The 17,414-nt window shown below is 34.8% G+C and carries 15 protein-coding genes and 1 pseudogene; 4 read left to right on the forward strand and 12 right to left on the reverse strand.

The genetic code is table 11. The features are described from left to right. Positions 1–17: 17 nt before the first annotated feature. Positions 18–1,418: a phospholipase D family protein gene (locus tag CAN42_RS02545; protein ID WP_209019194.1), complete on the forward strand. Its 1,401-nt coding sequence runs from the start codon at positions 18–20 to the stop codon at positions 1,416–1,418. A 52-nt stretch (positions 1,419–1,470) separates the two neighbouring features. On the opposite strand, the gene CAN42_RS02550 is transcribed toward CAN42_RS02545, so the two are convergent. From CAN42_RS02550 to CAN42_RS09080, 10 genes and pseudogenes are all read right to left on the reverse strand, one after another. Next, positions 1,471–1,932: a hypothetical protein gene (locus CAN42_RS02550; RefSeq protein WP_085875408.1), complete on the reverse strand. Its 462-nt coding sequence runs from the start codon at positions 1,930–1,932 to the stop codon at positions 1,471–1,473. A 7-nt stretch (positions 1,933–1,939) separates the two neighbouring features. Further along, positions 1,940–2,209, reverse strand: coding sequence for a metal-sensing transcriptional repressor (locus tag CAN42_RS02555; RefSeq protein ID WP_005955077.1), 270 nt, complete (start codon positions 2,207–2,209; stop codon positions 1,940–1,942). After that, positions 2,206–4,959 carry a heavy metal translocating P-type ATPase gene (locus CAN42_RS02560; RefSeq protein WP_085875409.1) on the reverse strand — a complete coding sequence of 918 codons (2,754 nt, stop codon included), beginning with the start codon at positions 4,957–4,959 and terminating at the stop codon, positions 2,206–2,208. The genes CAN42_RS02555 and CAN42_RS02560 overlap by 4 nt, the downstream gene beginning before the upstream one ends. A 403-nt stretch (positions 4,960–5,362) precedes the next feature. After that, entirely contained in the window at positions 5,363–5,944 is a 582-nt protein-coding gene (locus tag CAN42_RS02565; RefSeq protein WP_085875410.1) for an MptD family putative ECF transporter S component, read from the reverse strand. A 16-nt stretch (positions 5,945–5,960) separates the two neighbouring features. Then, entirely contained in the window at positions 5,961–6,662 is a 702-nt protein-coding gene (locus CAN42_RS02570) for an energy-coupling factor transporter transmembrane component T family protein (protein WP_085875411.1), read from the reverse strand. Continuing rightward, positions 6,659–8,176 carry an ABC transporter ATP-binding protein gene (locus tag CAN42_RS02575; RefSeq protein WP_085875412.1) on the reverse strand — a complete coding sequence of 506 codons (1,518 nt, stop codon included), beginning with the start codon at positions 8,174–8,176 and terminating at the stop codon, positions 6,659–6,661. The genes CAN42_RS02570 and CAN42_RS02575 overlap by 4 nt, the downstream gene beginning before the upstream one ends. A gap of 8 nt (positions 8,177–8,184) precedes the next feature. Next, positions 8,185–9,909 (reverse strand): ABC transporter ATP-binding protein, encoded by a 1,725-nt coding sequence (locus tag CAN42_RS02580; RefSeq protein WP_085875413.1) that lies wholly within the window; start codon positions 9,907–9,909, stop codon positions 8,185–8,187. Then, on the reverse strand, positions 9,910–11,661 hold the full coding sequence (locus CAN42_RS02585; RefSeq protein ID WP_085875414.1) for an ABC transporter ATP-binding protein: 1,752 nt from the start codon (positions 11,659–11,661) through the stop codon (positions 9,910–9,912). 57 nt (positions 11,662–11,718) lie between these two features. Then, a complete protein-coding gene (locus CAN42_RS02590) occupies positions 11,719–12,360 on the reverse strand; it encodes a TetR/AcrR family transcriptional regulator (protein WP_085875415.1) in 642 nt (213 codons plus the stop codon). 95 nt (positions 12,361–12,455) lie between these two features. Next, positions 12,456–12,665, reverse strand: a pseudogene (locus tag CAN42_RS09080) (recombinase TnpX); the annotation flags it as partial. A gap of 103 nt (positions 12,666–12,768) precedes the next feature. Here CAN42_RS09080 and CAN42_RS09140 point away from each other — a divergent pair. Continuing rightward, positions 12,769–12,903 carry a hypothetical protein gene (locus CAN42_RS09140; protein ID WP_277251363.1) on the forward strand — a complete coding sequence of 45 codons (135 nt, stop codon included), beginning with the start codon at positions 12,769–12,771 and terminating at the stop codon, positions 12,901–12,903. A 251-nt stretch (positions 12,904–13,154) separates the two neighbouring features. Here CAN42_RS09140 and CAN42_RS02600 read toward each other — a convergent pair whose 3' ends face one another. Both CAN42_RS02600 and CAN42_RS02605 read right to left on the reverse strand, forming a co-directional pair. Then, positions 13,155–13,790: a hemerythrin domain-containing protein gene (locus CAN42_RS02600; protein ID WP_085875416.1), complete on the reverse strand. Its 636-nt coding sequence runs from the start codon at positions 13,788–13,790 to the stop codon at positions 13,155–13,157. Between the two features lie 8 nt (positions 13,791–13,798). Next, a complete protein-coding gene (locus tag CAN42_RS02605) occupies positions 13,799–14,797 on the reverse strand; it encodes a threonine aldolase family protein (RefSeq protein ID WP_085875417.1) in 999 nt (332 codons plus the stop codon). Between the two features lie 87 nt (positions 14,798–14,884). Here CAN42_RS02605 and CAN42_RS02610 point away from each other — a divergent pair, with 87 nt between their 5' ends. After that, positions 14,885–15,964: a pyridoxal phosphate-dependent aminotransferase gene (locus CAN42_RS02610; protein WP_085875418.1), complete on the forward strand. Its 1,080-nt coding sequence runs from the start codon at positions 14,885–14,887 to the stop codon at positions 15,962–15,964. After that, positions 15,965–17,398 carry a TraB/GumN family protein gene (locus tag CAN42_RS02615; protein WP_085875419.1) on the forward strand — a complete coding sequence of 478 codons (1,434 nt, stop codon included), beginning with the start codon at positions 15,965–15,967 and terminating at the stop codon, positions 17,396–17,398. Positions 17,399–17,414 lie beyond the last annotated feature (16 nt).

The raw sequence follows: 17,414 nt of genomic DNA on the forward strand, positions 1-17,414 counted from the left end.
ATTAATTGGAGAAGATTTTGAAAAAGAAAAAGAAAATAATGATACTTGTTTTATTGCTTATTATTATTCCAATTATATACAGCTTGAATACCAAAAATCCTCCTGGCACCAATGTGTCCTCTGACTTTAGGGATGCCGACTGTGAGTTTTTATATGACTTGACCTACTTGAAGGATGGAAAGAGGTTTCACGAGAAGAGAATATTTAACCGAGAAATGGACCTTATCAAAAATGCCAAGGACTTTCTCATGGTGGACTTCTTCCTCTTTAACGACGAGTATCCAAACACCATGAATTTTCCAAGTCAAGTGGAAGAGATGACGGACCTCTTAATTGCAAAGAAGAAGAAAAATCCTGCCATGCCAATTTTATTTGTCACAGACCCCATAAACAATTTTTACGGGGCTTATGAAGAAGATAATTTGAAAAGGCTTCGTGAAAATGGAATTGAAGTGGTGGTCACTGACTTAAACAAGATGCGTGACTCCAATGCCCTAGTCTCTGGCTTTTATAGGGCCTATCTACAGTGGTTTGGGACATCTGGTGGCGGTTGGATCAAAAACTTTTTTGACAAGGATGCCGACAAGGTAAATGTAAGGTCAATTTTGAAACTTGCAAACTTCAAGGGCAACCACAGGAAGGTCTTGATTTCAGAAAAAGAAGCCCTAGTTGCATCGGCAAATCCCCACGACCCATCAGCCCACCATTCCAACGTGGCAATTGTCTTTCATGGCAAGTCTATGGAGGATTTAATTAAGTCTGAATCTATATTTTTTGACAAATTACCTGACGTAATAGAAAATTTTAAGGCAGAAGAAGTCACTTCTCCCTACAAGTTAAAGGTCATAACTGAAGGAAAAATTTATGATGAAATTTCAAAAAATATTAAGGAAACAAAAAAAGGCGATGAGATAAATCTTGGAATCTTTTATCTATCAGAGTTTAGGATTTTAAGAGAGCTTGACGAGGCTTCAAAGCGTGGTGTTGATGTAAAAATCATCGCAGACCTCAACAAGGATGCCTTTGGTCTTGAAAAAAATGGATTGCCCAATAGACCTGCCCTAAGTGAATTAAAGGAAGACTATCCAGACATAAATATTCGCTGGTACCAAACTTCTGGTGAGCAGTTCCACACAAAATTTATTTACTTCGACTTCAAGGACAAGGACCCACTTGCTATACTTGGATCAGCCAACTACACAAGGAGAAACTTGGATAACTTTAACCTTGAGACAAACCTTGCAGTGGAGATGGAAAAAGATTCTCCTATGGCGAAGGAAATGAAGGACTACTACGCAAGAATTTGGAATAACAAAGATGGCGATTACACCTTGCCTCTCGAAGACTTCTATGAAAAAGGATTCTTATTGAGAATCCTCTGGAAGATTCAAGAAAAGACAGGTCTTTGTACCTGGTAAAATTTTAAGCATTAAAAAGTCACGGTAAAAATATTTCTACCGTGATCTTTTTTTATTTGTCTACAATATACTTTATCTCCGAAATTAAGTCCTTATCTGATAAGAGTGTAGGACTTTCTTGGTTGCCAAGCTTTCCATAGAAGGTATAGTGAAATTTATTTGTGTCTCTATCTCTTTCTGAGTCGTACATATAAATTGCATCTTCCCCGTCTTTTTTGTGAAACTTAATTAATAAACTTTCATAATCTGGGATTGAAGCATAGGAATATCCCTGATCCACTACTTGTGAGTTTCCCAAGAGATTTATTATTTCCCCTAACTTTTCTTCATTATCCTTAGAAGAAAAAATCTCTCTTGTAGTCATTTTTTCTTCGTCAGTAACTACTTCCACAGATAGGTCTTGAAACTTATAGGTTTCTCCAGTGGAAAATTTTATCACATGACTTTGATCCTTCTTGCAAGCTGTTAGAAAAATTAAGACCAGAAACAAATAAAATATTTTTTTAAATTTCATAATAAACCTACTTTGACAACTTGTTTATTATGGTGTTGATCTCTTCAATTTTCTCGTCAATTTCTTCCTGGCTCTTGGAGTAGGAATCCTTGACGCACCCCCTTAGGTGGGCTGTAAGAACATCCTTGTTGATATTTTTTAGGATGGAGATTGATGCCATGAGCTGGTTGGATACGTCTAGGCAGTACCTGTCCTCTTCAACCATTTTTATCAAGCCATCAATTTGTCCCCTGACAGTCTTTAATTTCCTAAGTTGGACTTCCTTGTCTGCTCTCATTTTTCTATTTTTGCAGAAAAACCTGCATCTTCAACAGCCTTAACAAGGGCTTCATCTGCAAGGTCCTTGTCAAGTTCTACCCTTGCCTTCTTGTCATCAAGGCTTACATCAGCTTCTCTTACTCCCTCAAGACCTTCAAGAGCTTTCCTTACTGATGCCACACAGTGGTTGCAAGACATTCCTTCAACATTTAAAATCTTTTCCATACTATCTTCTCCTTTATTTTTAATTATTTTATAACCTGCTTCTTCAATGGCATTTTTGATTTCTTCTAGGCTTAGACCTTGGTCTATAAATTCTACAGAAGAGTTTTCGTGGTTTGCCACTGCATTTTTTGCTTTGCCAGTTTTTTCTAGGGCATCAGCAACTCTCTTTTCGCAGTGGCCACACATCATGCCTTCTACTTCTATTCTAGTAATTTTTTCACTTTTTTCCAAATCTTTTTGCTTATCTACATTTTCTTTTTCTCTTGCAGAATTTGATTCTTCCAAGGATTTTTTCACGCCCCTTGGTTTAAATCTTCTTAGTCTTAGGGCATTGTTAACAACAAAGACCGATGACATACTCATGGCAAAGGCTGCAAACATTGGAGAAAGTTTAATACCAAAAGCTGGGAACAAAAGTCCTGCAGCTAGGGGAATTCCTATTGTGTTGTAGAAAAATGCCCAGAATAAATTTTCCTTGATGTTCTTTATTGTTGCCTTGGAAAGTTCAAGGGCTGAAACCACATCTAAGAGGTCGGACCTCATAAGGACAACATCGGATGATTCAATTGCCACATCTGTCCCGTGACCTATTGCCATTCCTATATCTGCCTTGGCAAGGGATGGGGCATCGTTGATTCCGTCCCCAATCATAAGGACCTTCTTGCCAGATTTTTGGATTTTGTCGATTTCCTTATTTTTGTCTTGAGGTAAAAGTCCTGCAAGGGTTTCGTCAACTCCAATTTCCCCAGCAATTGCCTCTGCAGTTTTCTCATTGTCTCCAGTTAGCATAATAATTTTCTTGCCTATGCCTCTTAGGAGCTTAATTGCAGACCTTGATGACTTCTTAGGCAAGTCCTTGACAGAAATTATACCCATGACTTCCCTTTCGTTTGCAAAGTACATTGAAGTCTTGCCCTGACCAGCAAGTTCCTCTGCCTTAGCCTTAAAGCCTCTTAGGTCGATTTTTTCTTCAAGCATGTATTCAAGGTTTCCAGCAAGATACTTTTTACCAGCGACTTCTCCATTTAGACCCCTGCCACTAACTGAATTGAAGTTAGTGATTTCTTCTAAGTCTATATTCTTTTCTATAGTGTAATTTAAAATTGCAGAAGCCAGTGGGTGTTGAGAATTTTTTTCTAGAGACCCAGCAATCTTTAAGAATTCATCTTGGTCTAGGTCTGTCACAATATCTGTTAAGATTGGCTTGCCTTCTGTAATAGTACCAGTCTTATCCATTACGATGACGTCAATCTTGTGGAGATTTTCCAAGACTTCTGCATTTTTAAAGAGAAGTCCAAAGTCGGCAGACTTGCCTGTGGCAACCATTATTGAAACTGGTGTTGCAAGACCCAAGGCACAAGGACAAGAAATAACTAGGACTGAAATTGCAAAGTTAAGGGCATTTTCAAATCCGTAGCCAAGTGCAATCCAAATTCCAAAAGTTGCGGCAGCAATAATTAAAACTGTTGGCACAAAGACTCCGGCAATTTCATCTGCAAGCTTAGCAATAGGAGCCTTGGATTGGTTGGCCTCGTCCACTAACTTTATAATTTGAGAAATTGTTGTATCTTCGCCGACCTTTTCTGCCTGAAACTTAAAGGACCCAGTTGTGTTAATGGAAGCCGAGATTACCCTGTCGCCCACAGACTTTTGAACTGGAATGGACTCACCAGTAACTGCTGATTCATCAAGAGATGATGCACCTTCGATGACCTTGCCGTCAACTGCCACAGACTCACCAGGCTTTACAAGTAAAATGTCTCCAAGTCTTACATCTTCAATATTTTTTATTTTTTCTTGTCCGTCTTCAATAACCGTCGCCATCTTTGGGGCAAGGTCCATTAACTTTGCAAGAGATGACCTTGTCTTGTTCTTGGACTTTTCTTCCAAGTACTTCCCCACAGTTATAAGGGTCAAAATCATGGCTGAGGATTCAAAGTAGAGATTGTCTTTGTAGGCATCTACAAGATTCATGTCCCCATGACCAAAGCCGTAGGCCATCATGTAAATGGCAAAGATTCCGTAGACAAGAGCTGCCAAGGACCCAATAGCAACAAGACTATCCATATTAGGTGCCCTGTTCTTAAGTCCCTTGAAGCCAGATATATAAAAGTCCCTGTTTATGAATACAACGGGAAGGGCCAAGAGAAATTGTGAAAATGCAAAAATTATTGCCCCTTCTCTTCCGTGAAAAACGCCTGGCGTTGGCAAGTGTACCATGTGACCCATGGCAATATACATGAGGATCAGCATAAAGATGCTAGAAGATATTAGCCTGTTCTTAAGGGCTTTCTCCCTGTCATCCACTGGTTTATCTTGAGCCTTTGTTTTTTCTCCAGCTGGGCTTGCCCCATATCCAATTTTTTTCACAGCTCTTATAATTTCTTCATCATTTATTTTATTTTCATCGAAATTTACCTTCATTGAGTTGGTCATGAGGTTGACGTTGGCAGTGCTTACGCCATCAAGCCTTTCTACAGCCTTGGTTACATTGGCAACACAGGCAGAACAAGTCATCCCCCTGACATCAAATTTCTTTTCCATATTACCTCCCATACCCCCCTAGGGGTGTCCTTTGATTTTATCTTAACACTGGTATAAAATTTTTACAAGTTTTTGATAAGACCTCTTAATATCTTTAAAAAATCGCATAATTTTTATAAATTTTATGCGTATTAATAATTTTTTATGGGAAAAATTTTGATAAATAAAAAAGCTTATGTTGCAGAGTAGAATAATCTATTCTGCAACATAAGCCCCAATATTTGACATAGAGCCATAAAAAAAGGCGAGGATTTTTATGTTTCCTCGTCTTTTTTCTATGATTGGACTTTTGTAACAGCCCCGATAGTTATCTCTTTGCACCTTTGTTATGGTCTTTCTTGTTTGACTTAGTTTTTTCTCTCCCAGAGATAAGTCATTCGAATTATTAACCTTGCGAAAAATACTAAATCATTCCTGCTTTTTCAAAATGTTTCTTCAATAGTTTCTTAGAAACTACTGCTCCAATCAATCCGCAAATGGCTATTACAATAAGCATTATTACTGTAGTCATAGGAGAAATAATTTTAGTTAATGTTCCTAAATATTCACTCCCAAACATTTTTTCATAAGCTTTAAGTGTTTGATCTGCATAGAAAAGAAAGGGTACATACATTCCACCAAAACCAGAAAGGACACAAAATATCATATATCCAATTGTTAATCCTTTATAATTACCAGTTCCCTTTATTCTCGCAATCAAGGTGGCTATGATTCCAGCAACTATACAACTGATTATATATGGCGGATAAAATTCTATAATGCTTGTCAATGCACAAAATAATAAAATCATCCATGGATTTTTCGTTTTTGCCGGAACTAAAAAATAAGCAATTGCTCCAATAATTGACCAGATTGGAACAGCTAATAATATTGTATATGGCGATACAAACAGAAAAGATAATACTCTGTATAAAACCTGTGAGCATAAGACCATTAGTGCTGTAATAATTAAATCTTTAATTTGAAATTTCTTTTTCTCCTCCATAATCATTCTCCTTTTTTTAAATATTTTTTATTTTAATAATGATAATAGTTAGATAAAATGCCACCATTATTACTAACAATAACGTATCAAGCATACGAAATTTGACTTCTGTATAACTAGTTTTTTTACACGAAACTCCAAGTCCTCGTGTCTCAACAGATGCCGACAACTCAGTTGCAGTACATAACATTCGCATTAACATAGGAATCAACATCATTTCATAAACTTTAAAGGGGTGTTTTAAAAATCCAAAGAAAGAAATATCAATTCCTCTCGTCTTAATTCCCTGCTTTATACAAGTAATATCCTGTTTTAGAGTGGGAAAAAATCTTAATATAACAGCTAATGGAATGTTTATATAATATGGGGTTTTCATATTTTGCAAGGAGGCTAATACTTCAGATATTTCACTTGTTCTAATCATATTTATAGCTGCAAGTGCCAATGTTATAAAACATAGGACAAAATAGTGTATTGTAGTTGAAATAAATAATGGACTTATTTCCGCTACCAAAAACAACACTGTATATAAAGCTAAAAATTTAAAACAAGTTTTGTATATGCCGCTTATCATTCCATATGCAAATACTGACAAAAAAAGTAGAATCTCATACTTTTTACCAGTCAAAGTAAATACTAAAATCCCTATAATTAAAACTTGTAACAGCTTAATCCTTGGATCATATCTTATTCCATTATGTTTACAAGATTTGTTCATTCTTCATATCTCTCATTCTGTAATAAAAATCTTTTTATTGTTTCAAACTCACCACTTTTCTTTAAACTGTTCCCTTTGCTAACAGTATTGTTTTCTATAAAAACTGCTTTAGTTGCTACTTTACTTAAAAACTCTAAATCATGAGAAATAACAAAAATCAGTATTCCTTTTTTACGAAGAGTGTTCATTGCTTCAGATACGATTTTCATATTCTCATAATCTAGTCCACTAGTCGGCTCATCAAAAATCATAATTTTTTTATTTGAAGCTATTGCAGCCGCAATAGTAACTCGCTGCTTTTGCCCTCCTGATAAACTTTGCGGATGTCTATTTCTGAATGATGAGATATTCAACAAACTCATCGCATTTTCTATTTTCTCATCATTTTGCTTAATAGTCTTAATGCTATTCATAGAACTGAGCATTAACTCAGAAACAACAGAATCGGAGTACAGTTGATAGTCTGCATCTTGCATCACAAAATATACACTTTTATATAACTCCTTTTGCTTCGTAAGTTTACCTTCAATAAAAAATTGTCCACTTCTTGCTTTTAATAATCCTGACATTATTTTTCCTAATGTCGTTTTGCCACTTCCGTTGTGTCCAACTATAGCTACTGTTTCACCAAAATTCCCTTCTAAATTACAATTACTCAAAATGGAATGATTAACATCATAGGAAAAAGATAAATTTTCCACTTTAAAATCTGCGTTTTGCTTATTAACAATAAGATTATCCTTTAGTTCATATTTAATATCACTCAACTTAAATGTTCGAAGTTTTAATGCTCTAATATCTGAATCATGCAGGTTTTCAATATCATTTTTCTCTAATTCTCTATGAATTTTTCCATCCTTCATTATCAAGCATTTATCTACTAAGTTTTTTAAGTAGAATAATCTATGCTCTGAAACAATTACTGTATATCCCTGTTTCTTGAGTCTTTCCATCATTTTCTTTAAGTTAAGAATTGAAGAAATATCTAAATTTGCAGATGGCTCGTCAAAAACATAAATCTTTGTATTCAAAGCTTTTGCAGCTATAATAGCTATCTTCTGTTTTTCACCACTAGATAAAGAAAACATATCCCTATCCATAAGACTTTCTGCTTCAAAATCATGAAATGCACAATTCACTCTATCTATCATTTCATTTCTCTCTATCCCATAATTTTCAAGAGCAAAAGCCACTTCTTTGGTGCTATTAGTTGTGAAAAATTGACTTCGTGGATTTTGAAATATAGAAGCAATATTTTTACCCAGCTCTCCTGGAGTGATGGTTTTTATATTATTTCCAATCACTTTTACACTTCCAGTTAAACTCCCTTCAAAGAAATGTGGAATTAAGCCATTTATCAATCTTGTAATAGTTGTTTTCCCTGAACCAGATTGACCAGTAAGCAAAACAAATTCTCCTTCTTTAACTTTGAAATTTATATTACTAAGACTTCTTTCTGTTTGTGTCCCGTAACTGAAACTTACATTGTCAAACTCAATAACTACATCTCTCATTTCATCACCTATATTTGCCAACCAATAGATTTTTTTCTAATTTCGATGAAATGTTTATATACTCCATCTTGACTAATTAGTTCCTTATGATTCCCTTGTTGTACAATTTCCCCTTTATCAATAACAATAATTTGATCTGCTCCTCTTACCGTAGATAATCTATGTGCAATGCTAATGAGAGTTTTATTTTTTGTTAACTCATTAATTGCACTAATTAACATATGCTCGTTTTCAGGATCTACACTTGAAGTTGCTTCATCAAGAATAATGATTGGAGCATCCTTAAGAATTGCTCGTGCAATAGATATTCTTTGTTTTTCTCCTCCTGACAGCGTTGAACCGCCCTCTCCAACAACAGTGTCGTATCCATCACTAAGGCTTGTTATAAAATCGTGGCAACAAGCTTTCTTACAAGCCTCAACCACCTCATCATGTGTTGCGTTTGGCTTTCCAAATTTTATATTATTTTCAATCGTGTCATTGAATAAATAAACTTTCTGAAATACCATACTGATATTTTGTAATAGGCTTTCAGAAGTAAAGTCCTTAACATTATGTCCTCCAATAAATACTTCACCTTTATTAACATCCCAAAATCTTGCTATAATATTACAAAGGGTTGTCTTTCCAGAACCTGAAGCACCTACAATAGCCAAACTGCTATTCGACTTTATCTTCAAATTTATATTCTTCAAAATCTCTTTTTTGCCATATCCAAAACAAACATCTTTCAATTCAATGTCATAGGAATTCAAAGCAATTTCTTTTCCGCCATCATCAAGTGAAGGTATATCTGAAATATATTCCAGTCTATTAAGTTGTGTTGCGAGCATCCTACTTAAAAAAGCTCCATCGCTGACTAACTCCAATTCCATAAAAATTAGAAAAGCAGATACTATAAACATAAGAGTATATGAAAGTGGAATCAGAGATTTCATATATAAAACCGTAGCAACAAACACTAAGGCACAACTTGCTACCTTGAAAATCATTTCATATAATTTCATTAAATAAGCTGAACCCTCACTAACCTCAATATCAACTTCGCATTTCCTCATAAAAGCTTTTTCAACTTTATTTTTTCCATCAGTTCCTTTTTCAAAAGAACGAAGTACTGAAATTCCTCTAATATACTCAATTGCATCAGAAACAAGCATTTCTTGTGAGTCTTGCATGATAGGAGAATATTTTTGGGTTTTCTTTGCGATTAATTTAAGAACGCCCATACCAAGGATGATTGCAATCAAAGATACCATTCCTACTGGAAAACAAAAGATCAATAACATGGCAGTCATACTAAAGGCATGAAAAAACCCTCCGACAATAAAGTTCATCGCAAGCATCGCCATACCCTCTAAATCGGAAATAGTTGTTGTTAGAACCGCTTGGATTGTTCCTAAGTTTTTTTCTGAAAAATACCCCATTGGAGCTTTTTTCAGTTTTTCCCCTATCTCAATTCTTTTATCCTTGAAAATTTCATAACCTGATGCACTTAATTTTCTATCACAAAGATATTGAAAAATAAATCTGCCGAATATACTCACAGCTACAATCGCTGTCGCCTGCATAATAATAGTCATATTCAGCTGTTCAAGATTAATCATAATCAGTAAAACCGCCAACAGCATCAAGGAAACGAATAATGATTTTAATCCACTAAATATAAGACCAAGAATTACATTTTTTTTATACTTTCCTGATATTTTTAATATACGTTTTACAATGCTAATCATTTACAACGCCTCCTTTTCGTTATCTAATCCGCCTACATAATTTTTCCACAAGGAAGCATATACTCCATCTTTTTTTACAAGGTCTTCATGAGTTCCATTCTCTACAATTTCCCCATTTTTCATAACAAGTATTGTATCAGCATTTGTAATAGTAGAGAGCCTGTGAGCAACTACTATCAGAGTCTTTCCCTCAATGAGTTTGTTGATTGCACTTTGAATGAGATATTCATTTTCAGGATCTGCAAATGCAGTTGCTTCATCTAAAATTATTACCTTAGATTGTTTTAACATTGCTCTTGCGATCGTTATTCTTTGCCTTTCTCCACCAGACAAAGAACCTCCTGCATCACCGACTTTTGTGTTATATCCATTTTCAAGTTCCATAATAAAGTCATGGCAAGATGCAGCTTTTGCCGCTTCAATAACCTCATCATCACTTGCAGTTGGTTTCCCCATTTTTATATTTTCTTTTATACTTGTATTAAACAAGAAATTGTCTTGAGCAACATAGCTTATCTCATTTGTTAGCTGTTCAAATGGAATTTCGGGTATTTTCTTTCCACCGTAATAGATACTTCCATTGGACGGATCCCAAAAACCAGCCATAAGTTTTGCTATTGTAGATTTTCCAGAACCTGAATTTCCTACCAATGCGGTTACTGTATTTGGTTTTAATTCAAAGTTGATATTTTTTAGCACAAGTTCCTTATCATATGCAAATGAAACGTTTTCAAAACGATAGAGAGTGTCATCAAAGATTACCTTCTCTTTTGGTCTTTTAAGTTCCTCTTTAGATAGAAATTCCTCTATTGCGTCTAAACTTGCCTTAACCATACTGAATTGCTCAGAATATTTACCGATTTTCATTAAATGTGCAATAAAACCAATAGGCAGTATAATGCACACAATAAAGCTTGATAACGATATTTTTGAATTCATATAAAGATATGCACCAATCGGCAAAGTTCCTAAAAGTGTGGATGGCATAACTGCTTGAACAAATGCTGACCATAACCAACTTTGTTTCCACCAAGCAAGTGTACTATCATGAAAGAAGTTAATTGCGTTCGTAAATTTTTCATAAGAAGAAGCACTGTGGTTAAAAGCTTTTATAACCTCAATCCCATTAATATATTCAACCAAAGTACTATTCATATTATTTTGAGCTGTAGTATATGTTTTGCTTCTAAACTCATAATCCTTCATCATGCCTATATATCCAAGCATTCCTAAAGGAATTGTAAGTAACGAAGCCAACCCCATCCTATAGTCCAAAGCAAAAATCAAAACCAAAAATAAAATAGGAGATACTATGCTTGATGTTATCTCCGGCATAAAATGAGCCATTGAATCTTCCAGCTTAGACACTGTATCTACAATTAAATTTTTAAATTTACCTATAGGAGTATCTATCATTACACCCATAGGTACTCTTAGCATTTTTTCAGCTACTAAACTTCGTATATTTTTTAAAATATGAAATGTTGCTTTGTGTGAGGTTATTGTTGAATATAAAGTAAAAATACCTTTTAAAATTTGTCCACACAAAGCTATAAGTGTTAAACACAATACAGTTCTAAATGACACTTCAGATTGATATATTTTTTCTATCAATTTTGCTATTGCTAAAAAAGGAATCATTCCAAACACTTCCCCTATGGTCGCTAACAAAATTGATTTGTATAATTGTTTTTTCTCGCCATCAGCGTATTTAAGCAACTCTGAAATGGCATTTTTATTGTTACCTTTCAAGAAAATACCCCCTACAAACAGACGATCAATTAGTTATAGCTAACCCTTTGAAAAAATTTATTTGTTGTTTTTATTCATTAAGCCCTGCCAACCATAATATTGAAAAACAACAATGCTTCTAATATATTCACTAACATTATCATATGGTATATCATGAAGAACACACTCGCATAGAGATGTAATATAGGCTTTTGTAATGACATGTACTTCAAACTCTTTAATTTCTGTGTTAATTTGCTCTTGTTTAGCGTTGAAAAGAATCAACTTGATATTTTTAGCTGTATATCTTTCAGTAATATCCTCAATAAAGTTTTCTACTTGCGTACCTTTACTACATTCAAAAATCAGCTTAAAGTTATCAAAGTGTGCATACATATAATCAACAAATACCATTGTTTCTAAAAATAAATTTTCTATAATCTCTTCATCATCGACTAAATCAGAGTCTGTCATAATAGTTTTATGTTCGCTCCTTTTTTCAACATCAGAAACAACATCTAAGGTGTGATTATATACCTCTTCAATTAGAGCAAAAAATAAGGCTTCTTTATTTTTGAAATGACGATAAATAGCCCCTGTAGTTACTTTCGCTAATTTAGCAATTTCAACTACCTGTGCATTTTCAAATCCTTTGCTTAAAAATTCCCTTTTAGCACATTCTAGAATTCTATTTCTTGTTATATCCGAGCAATAAGACATCTAACTTTCACCTCTTATTTTCTTTTTGATAAATGGTTTATCTTTAATAATTATATTATCATTTTTTTTGGTTTTTTGTCAATATATCACCTCTTCTATAAATTATCATCTGAACCCTTTACAAGTACCCCCACCCTTTTCAAAAAATTTGATTTCTCCTGTTGTTTGCCGCTTGCTTTACGTTTCAAATGATTTTGATGAAGTCTGTCTTTTTTCTCATTGATTTTTAGTTCTTGTCTTAATCATTCTTCTTCAGTTAATTCTTCCTTTGACAGTTCATAATTTCCGATAAAGTTGTAAATGATAAATTAAAAGTGGTCCAATAATCGATTAATTCTAATCGAAAAATGGTCCACTTGTTTTAGTTTATTCTCCGTATTTAAAATATAGATACGGGAGGTATGTGAGGTGATTAATTTAATGGACAAGCATGCAATAATAAGACTTAAAATCAAGGATATTCAAATAGAGAGGCTGCGAAGATTCTTAAGATTAACAGAAAGACAGTGGTTAAATATTGGAATGAGTACAAGGATAATGTAAAAAAATTAGATGATCCTAACTTAGATAGGACCTTGATTCAAGAAAAATAGCAAAGGCTCCTTCCTATGATTCTTCTAACAGTAAGAAAGTTAAGTATACAAAGGATCTTGATGACTATCTAGATGAGATCCTAGCTATGGAAAAAAAGGAATAATATAAAGTCGGTTTCGGAACAATAAAAAATGGCCTAGCAAAAGCTAAACCATTTCACTTCTTATTATTAAATTTTAAAAATTTATAAATCCCAAGACTTACATCCTAAATAGAATTTCGTTTTCTATATAGATATGTCTTCTCATATCCTCATCAAGTTCTCCCATAAGCTTGTTGAGTTCCATGATTTCTGGCTCTTCTGCATTCATTTTGTAGTCACTAGTTAGGTATTTGATCCTTTCAAAGAGTCCAATAGTCTTTTCGTGTTCTGCAAGTAGGTTTTCAAAGTCAACCTTCTTGCCTGCAAGGGCATCCTTGAATTCATATTCTTCTTCACTGGCAAAGTGAGAAATAAGTTCCGCCTTGATAAGAAGAAGGACTTCATAGATTACAAAGAGTTGTTCTCCTCTTTCTCTGTAATATTTTTTGATTGCTCCCCTAAAGATTTCGTCGATTTTTTCTGTTGTAGCAAGCTCTTTTGGGTGAATTTCTTCTACAATATAATGGATTATCTCTTCCTTAGACATCTTTCTAACCCTATCCATATCCTTGAAATCAGCTTGACCTTCAACTTTTTTAATAAATAGGTCGTAGTCTTCCCCTAGAGACTTTAAGGCATCTTCAAGGCTTTCCATAGCTATAAAGTCGTATTCTCCTCCAAGCTTTTGGATTTCCTTTAAGACTTTTGGATTTTCCATTATCGCAGCTTCAACTGTCATATTTCTTTCTAACATACTTCCTCCTAATTATTTATAGAGTTTAAAAAACCTCTTACTTCCTCTTCACTTGTCCTGTAATTTGTCACAAGCCTAATAATAGACTCCTTGGCATTTTCTATTTCAAAAATATTTTCTTTTTTCAATTTTTCAATTTCTTCTGGGTTTGATTTTATAAAAACTTGGTTGGACTCGCCAAAGACTGGGTCCCTTCCTAGGTCTCTTAGACCATCAACAAGGATTCTTGACATGCTGTAGGCCCTCTTGGCATTTTCATAATAAAGTCCATCTTGGAATAAGACCTTGAAGGATAGACCAATTAAGAATGACTTTGCCATCATGGCTCCCCTTTGTTTTAAGTAATACCTAAAATCCTTTTTCAAATTTTCATCTAAAATTACCAGGGCTTCACCGAAGATTGCCCCGTTTTTTGTTCCACCAATGGAAAAGATGTGAGAATACTTGGCGTAGTCAGCTAAGCTACTAGAGTTTGCAGCCATGGCATGGGCAATTCTCGCTCCGTCAATATAAAGATATAAATTCTTTTCCTGACAAACTTCATAAATTTCTCTGATTTCATCTATGGAATAGACTGTTCCCACTTCAGTAGTTTGAGAAATGTAGACAACTTTTATCTTTACGTCAATTTCTCCTGGCTGGTCATCAATAAATTTTCTAATTTCATCAGGTCTTAATTTACCATCAGAAGTTTCTAGAGTCACAACCTTGTGACCTGTGGCTTCGATGGACCCAGTCTCGTGGTGGGTTATATGACCTGTTGATGCAGATAAAACTCCTTCATAGGGTCTAAGACCAAAGGTCGTAGCCAAAATATTTGTTGCAGTTCCCCCAGACACAAATTCAATATCTGCTTCTCTTTCAATTTCTCTTAAAATTAAATCTCTAGCTTCATTGGAAATCTCGTCGGTCCCATAGCCAGAAACTTTTTTATCAAAAATCCTCTCTATCTCTTGGTAGATTTCCTTGGATCCAAAATCACTGTAGTCATTTCTAAAATTATTCATAAGCCACCTCACCCTTTTATTACCCCTTATTATATAATATATGTAATTTTTTACCAAATAGGGTACAATAGGAAATGAGGTGTTATAATGAACAGTCACGGCGCAAATGTTTTTGAAATTGCGAAAGATGAAGGCATAAAAATTGAAGACATTAGGGATTTTTCTTCCAACATAAATCCACTGGGACCATCTAAGAGGGCTCTTGAAAGTCTTAAGGAAAACTTAAACTTGCTTTCAACCTATCCCGACGTGGACTACGTGGACTTAAAAAAATCTATATCTTCTTACGCATCTTGTGATGTTAAAAATATTGTACTGGGACTTGGGTCTACAGAGATTTTAAAGGATGCAATCCACTATTTTGCTCCAAAAACTTCTATGATCCTATCGCCTTGTTACTCTGAGTATGAGAGGGAGTTAAGGAAAATTTCTTCCTACATAATCCAATATAATTTAGAAGAAAAAAATGATTTTAAAGTAAATCTTGATGAGCTTATAAAAATTATAAATGAAAAAAATGTTGAGTTTTTAATTTTTGCAAATCCAAACAACCCTACAGGAACAATTTTAAAAAAATCTGAAATAGAAAGAATTTTGAAAGAAACTGAGGCCAAGGTCTTGGTGGACGAAACCTATATTGAGTTCACAGACATGGAAACTTTCTCATCTTCATCTTTGACAAAGTCCTATGACAAGTTAATCGTCGTGAGGGGGACTTCTAAGTTTTTTGCCCTCCCTGGCATAAGACTTGGCTATGGACTAACATCAAATAATGGACTTTTGAAATTTTTCAAGGGCAAGGAAGTCCTCTGGCAGATTAATTCTGTGGCAGAAATCTGCGGCAAGGTCATGTTCTCTGATGAGGCTTATATAAAGGAAGTCCACGACTTTGTAAGAACTCGCAGAGTAGGTCTTTACAAGAAACTTGCAAAAATCAAAAATCTAAGAGCCTTTGAATCCTATGGCAACTTTGTTTTGGTAAAGATTTTAAGGGGACCTGATGCAAGAGAACTTCGTGGAAGATTAATGAAGAAGGGTCTTGTAGTAAGAAACTGCGACACTTTTAAAAATTTAGACAAATCATTTTTTAGATTTTGCATCTTAGATGATGATGCCAACGAAAGACTAATAGAAAACCTAAGGGAAATTTACCAAGAGGTGAAATAAGTGAAAAAAATAAAAAATCTACTATTAAGCCTTGGTCTTATACCACTTTTGATAAGTCCAACCCTAGCGGCTAATGAGAAAGTCACACCTCAGGTGACTGAGATAAGGGTTGAAGAAGTTAAGGCAAGGTCAGAAGATAAAAATCCACAAAATACCTTGGACAAAAAAATCGAAGAGGCCCACGAGGTCAAATCAAAACCTGATTCCAAGAAAAGTCCATCTCCTTCCTACTCATCTTGGGCTGTAAGGGACCTTAGCGATGCCCAATTTATGGGAATCCTCCCAGCCAAGACCTTTTATGAAGGAAACGACTTTAAAAAACCTGTTACTCTTGAAGATGCGAGAGAAACTTACAAGCTTTCTAAAGAAAAAATCCAATCCTGTGGAATTAAAACTGGAGGCGACTTTGCCTTCAAGGACCTAAGTCGTCTTGAAGCCTTAAATTCAATTTCAAAACTTTTAAACAAAAAGACCTTTGACATAAAGGACCTAAGAGATTCAAAAATATTTTTGGGTTCATCTGATGAAAAATACTTAAAGGAAAAAATCCCCTTCCAAGAGATGGTTTGCCTCTACAGAAGGGCTGTTAATAAGGTCCTCCAAGATGGTGGCAAGACTTCTAAGGGCTTCTTCTATGAAGTCAACAACAAGGGAAATAAAATTTACATGCTGGGCTCTATCCACGTAGGCAGAGACTGGCTCTATCCCATTGACGAAGGAATTATAAATGCCCTAAAGTCCTCTGACAAAATTTTTATGGAAATTGACACCACAAATAAAAAAGAAGCTAAGAAGATGGAAGAAAAACTTTATTACAAGGATGGAAGAACCTTAAAAGATGACCTTGGCTATGAACTCTATGCAAGAGTCCTAAGGATCTTCAAGGGCTTTGGCTTAACTGAAGACAAACTAATTAAGCTTAAGCCATGGGCAGTTTACAACACCCTATCTGTTGACCCAAGGCTTGATGCTCCTAAAGCATCCTTTGGAGTCGAGTCCTACTTTGTTTCCATGAGTCTCTTAAATAAAATTGAAATTGGAGAGCTTGAGTCTATGGAGTTTCAAGCAAATCTCCTTGCAAACTTTGACCAAGATGCCTATATAAAGATGATTGAATCTATAACTAGCGAGATTGAGCGAAATGGCTACAAGAATATAAATGATGGAGTAGACAAGATGCTCACTGTTTGGTCAGCAGGCGACAGGGATAAGATGAAAAAAATTCTTTCAAGACCTGGAGATGAAGCCTCAGAAAAATTTAACGAGGTCCTCTTAAGTGAAAGGGACAAGAAGATGGCAGAAAAAATTGACGCTATGCTAAAGAAAGATGGAAAGAACACCTACTTCATCCTAGTTGGATCAGCCCACCTTGTACCAGAAAATTCTGTGACAGGAATTTTGAAAAATATGGGCTATAAGGTAATTGAAAAGTAAAAATTTCTAAAAAAAA

Origin of the sequence: Peptoniphilus vaginalis, from assembly GCF_900176605.1 — a bacterium.
In the GTDB taxonomy this organism is placed as follows: Bacteria; Bacillota; Clostridia; order Tissierellales; family Peptoniphilaceae; genus Peptoniphilus_A; species Peptoniphilus_A vaginalis.

Excerpts from the sequence above, each read along its gene's own strand:
- CAN42_RS02560 (WP_085875409.1), bottom strand. The coding sequence starts at position 4,959 with ATGGAAAAGAAATTTGATGTCAGGGGGATGACTTGTTCTGCCTGTGTT.
- CAN42_RS02600 (WP_085875416.1), bottom strand. The coding sequence starts at position 13,790 with ATGTTAGAAAGAAATATGACAGTTGAAGCTGCGATAATGGAAAATCCA.
- CAN42_RS02575 (WP_085875412.1), bottom strand. The coding sequence starts at position 8,176 with ATGAGAGATGTAGTTATTGAGTTTGACAATGTAAGTTTCAGTTACGGG.
- CAN42_RS02580 (WP_085875413.1), bottom strand. The coding sequence starts at position 9,909 with ATGATTAGCATTGTAAAACGTATATTAAAAATATCAGGAAAGTATAAA.
- CAN42_RS02555 (WP_005955077.1), bottom strand. The coding sequence starts at position 2,209 with ATGAGAGCAGACAAGGAAGTCCAACTTAGGAAATTAAAGACTGTCAGG.
- CAN42_RS02550 (WP_085875408.1), bottom strand. The coding sequence starts at position 1,932 with ATGAAATTTAAAAAAATATTTTATTTGTTTCTGGTCTTAATTTTTCTA.
- CAN42_RS02590 (WP_085875415.1), bottom strand. The coding sequence starts at position 12,360 with ATGTCTTATTGCTCGGATATAACAAGAAATAGAATTCTAGAATGTGCT.
- CAN42_RS02570 (WP_085875411.1), bottom strand. The coding sequence starts at position 6,662 with ATGAACAAATCTTGTAAACATAATGGAATAAGATATGATCCAAGGATT.
- CAN42_RS02605 (WP_085875417.1), bottom strand. The coding sequence starts at position 14,797 with ATGAATAATTTTAGAAATGACTACAGTGATTTTGGATCCAAGGAAATC.
- CAN42_RS02610 (WP_085875418.1), top strand. The coding sequence starts at position 14,885 with ATGAACAGTCACGGCGCAAATGTTTTTGAAATTGCGAAAGATGAAGGC.
- CAN42_RS02565 (WP_085875410.1), bottom strand. The coding sequence starts at position 5,944 with ATGGAGGAGAAAAAGAAATTTCAAATTAAAGATTTAATTATTACAGCA.